Here is a 3,297-nt window from a genome sequence, read left to right as displayed (position 1 = left end):
ACTTATTAATGCAATTGATAAGACTGTTTTTGAGAAGAAATTCTTAGTGATTTGCATGTGGATTTACTCCCTTCTCATTTACTTGGGACTGAGGAACAGTCTTTGTAGAATTACCATCTTCCACTTGAGCTACAATGAGTTTATTCATCATTCCTGCACTCATATGGTAAAGCAGGTGACAATGAATAGCCCACTCACCTAACTCATCAGCTGTGAGTAGAGTGGTTATCGTTTTCCCAGGTGGAACAATTACCGTATGTTTGTTTGGCATATTGCTTGGATCCTGACCATTCTCAAGCTGCATAAACATGCCATGTAAGTGCATTGGGTGAGCCATCATACTGTCATTGACAAATTTTAAGCGAATACGTTCACCATACTTCACCACTAGTGGGTCGGCTTCATTAAATTTTTTACCATTTATTGTCCAAATATAACGCTCCATGTTTCCACCAAGACGGATCTCTATTTCACGTTCAGCTGCACGAGTGTCTTTTTGAGGATCTAACGATTGCAAATCACTATATTGCAATGCTTTATTACCTTCAGGTGTTGAAGCATTTGCCCATCCAAATACGGTATTATCATTCTTGTCTGAAGCCGCCTTAACAGTAGCGCTATTCATCGGCATATCATGATCCATACCTTTCATAGAAGACATATCATGATCCATACCTTTCATAGAAGACATATCGTGATTCATATCTTTCATAGATGACATATCATGATTCATTCCCATATCTTCCATAGTCAATAAAGAACGAGGACGAGGCTTAGGCATCTCAATTTGTTTGACTGCTGGGCTGCTTTCTTCATGTAATGTTCCCACTGAAAAACCGGTACGATCAATAGATTCAGCTTCAATTTGGTAATGTGCTTGTTTTGGTTCCACAATTACGTCATAAGTTTCAGCAGTACCAATACGGAACTCATCTACAGGAACGGGCTTTACAGGTTGACCATCAGCACTGACTACAGTCATTTTTAGGTTTGGAATGCGTACATCAAAGAATGACATAGCGGAAGCATTAATAAAACGAAGGCGAACTTTTTCACCAGCTTTGAAGTTACCCGTCCAATTTTGCTGAGGTGTCTTGCCATTCATTAAAAATGTATAACCAGTCACATCGGACATATCTGTTTTCAGCATTCGCATCTGATTCCACATAGAACGGTCTTGCCAAGTCGCTTTTAGCCCATCACGTTTAACTTGTTTTAATACATCGAATACTGTTTCGCGGCGGTTCTGATAGTAGTCTGCTTCTTTTTTAATATTTTTCATAATTTGATCACTTGTCGAATTATGAAAATCAGAAAGCAAAACAACGTAATCTTTATCGGTTTTTTCAGCAGCTGTTAGTGGAGTTTTATCTTTAGGATAAATAACAAAAGCACCATATAAACCGTCTTGTTCTTGTCCTTTACTATGTGAATGATACCAATAAGTACCATTTTGGCGGACTTTAAACTTATATTCATAAGTTTTATTAGGGGCAATGCCATTAAATTTGTTAAATCCAGGTACACCATCCATAATTCCAGGTAATAATAAGCCATGCCAATGGATTGAAGAGTCCTGATTTTTTAACTTATTGTGAACACGGATAACGGCTTCATCACCTTCTTCAAATTCAAGAAGTGGTGCAACGAATTTACCATTTACAGTAATTCTCTCAACTGGTTTTCCTGTGATATTTACAGTTTGTTCAGCGATTGTTAAATCATATTCTTTAACTGCCGCCATTACCCAAGTTGATGAAAATAAACCAACTCCAATTAAGAGTATATGACTTAACTTTTTTGACATTCTATCTCACCTTTAGAAAGGTCAAGATTGAAGTAATAAAGCAAATATTTAGTATAAACTTTAATACTTCTTTCTCGCTATTTATAAAATTATTTATTGCTACCAGGCATATTCATCTTTGAATGATCCATTTTAGAATGGTCCATATTCATCATAGAATGATCCATTTTTGACATGTCAGATGAGTTAGGAGACTGATGTTGACTATGATCTTGCTGAGTCTTGTCATCTTTTTCCATTTTACAAGGTTTTGTACAAGGTTCCTGTGCTTTTACCGTTTTAGTGGCACTTGAGGTTGATACATCTTTTGCCCAAGATTGAGTACCAGCAATTAAAGTTCCAGCACACATTAAAATTGTTAGACTACGACGCACTACAGTTTTCATAAGTTTCTCTAAAAGTTAATTTCATGCTACTACAATAAAGTGAAGCACTGAACATCTAAGTGACTTGAAAATGACATTTTTGTAATCTATCTCGATCAGATGTTTTATAACGTTATTATAGTTTTAATGAATAACTTAGGATTCTGAGATGAGAATACTATTAGTTGAAGATGAACAAAAAACTGGTGATTATCTCAAGCAAGGTTTATCCGAAGCTGGCTATATTACCGACTGGGTTACAGATGGGTTAACGGGTAAACATCAAGCTCTTTCTGAAGAGTATGACTTAATTATTTTAGACGTGATGTTACCTGGACTAAATGGTTGGAATATTATCAATGATATTCGTAGCAGCGGTAAAACAATGCCCATTCTTTTTCTTACCGCCCGAGATCAAATCGAAGATCGAGTAAAAGGATTAGAGCTAGGCGCTGATGATTATTTAGTTAAGCCTTTTGCTTTTGCAGAGCTTCTAGCTCGAATAAAAACGCTCCTTAGACGAGGGCAACAAAGAGAAGATAATAATATTATTAAGATTGCTGATTTAGAACTTGATTTGAGAAAACGTCGGGTAACACGAGCAGGTCAACGCATTGATTTAACGGCTAAAGAATTTGCTCTTATGGAGCTTTTTATGCGTAGAAGAGGTGAAATTCTACCAAGAGCACTTATTGCATCTCAAATTTGGGATATGAACTTTGATAGTGATACAAATGTAGTTGAAGTCGCTATTAAACGATTAAGAAATAAAGTAGATAGTAATTTTACCCCTAAGTTAATTCAAAATATTAGAGGAATGGGGTATGTATTAGAGGTAGAAAATGAATAATAACTTATTCAAATCTATCAGTTTTCGTATTGGTATTATTTTCTCATTATCGACTATATTCATTCTCATTATGATGGGGTTTTTCATCCATAAATTAGTGATGCATCATTTTGAAACGCAAGATCGTACCCAATTAGAAGGGAAAATCCAGCTAGTTCAAAACCTTCTTAAACAAAACCCTAAAAACTCTCCAGAACTTAATCTATATTTGAGAGACGCTTTAGTTGGACACCATGATCTTATGGTTCAAATAGAACGACCCACAGGCCAAATTC

General features: G+C 35.8%; 3 protein-coding genes and 1 pseudogene. 2 read left to right on the top strand and 2 right to left on the bottom strand.

What is annotated here, in order from left to right; translation table 11 throughout:
- Window positions 1-43: 43 nt before the first annotated feature.
- Window positions 44-1,807, bottom strand: a complete 1,764-nt coding sequence (locus tag ACNPNW_RS05945; RefSeq protein WP_448766705.1) for a copper resistance system multicopper oxidase — start codon at window positions 1,805-1,807, stop codon at window positions 44-46.
- Between the two features lie 89 nt (window positions 1,808-1,896).
- Window positions 1,897-2,193, bottom strand: coding sequence for a hypothetical protein (locus ACNPNW_RS05940; RefSeq protein WP_005006338.1), 297 nt, complete (start codon window positions 2,191-2,193; stop codon window positions 1,897-1,899).
- Window positions 2,194-2,341: 148 nt separating this feature from the next.
- Between ACNPNW_RS05940 and ACNPNW_RS05935 the strand changes: the two genes are divergently transcribed.
- Both ACNPNW_RS05935 and ACNPNW_RS05930 read left to right on the top strand, forming a co-directional pair.
- Window positions 2,342-3,022: a heavy metal response regulator transcription factor gene (locus tag ACNPNW_RS05935; RefSeq protein ID WP_448766704.1), complete on the top strand. Its 681-nt coding sequence runs from the start codon at window positions 2,342-2,344 to the stop codon at window positions 3,020-3,022.
- Window positions 3,015-3,297: pseudogene (locus tag ACNPNW_RS05930) on the top strand (heavy metal sensor histidine kinase); the annotation flags it as partial. The gene ACNPNW_RS05935 and the pseudogene ACNPNW_RS05930, both read left to right, overlap by 8 nt.

It is taken from the genome of Acinetobacter endophylla (assembly GCF_053543775.1).
Note: the sequence above shows the minus strand (reverse complement) of the source record. Positions and strands in the feature narration are given on the sequence as shown.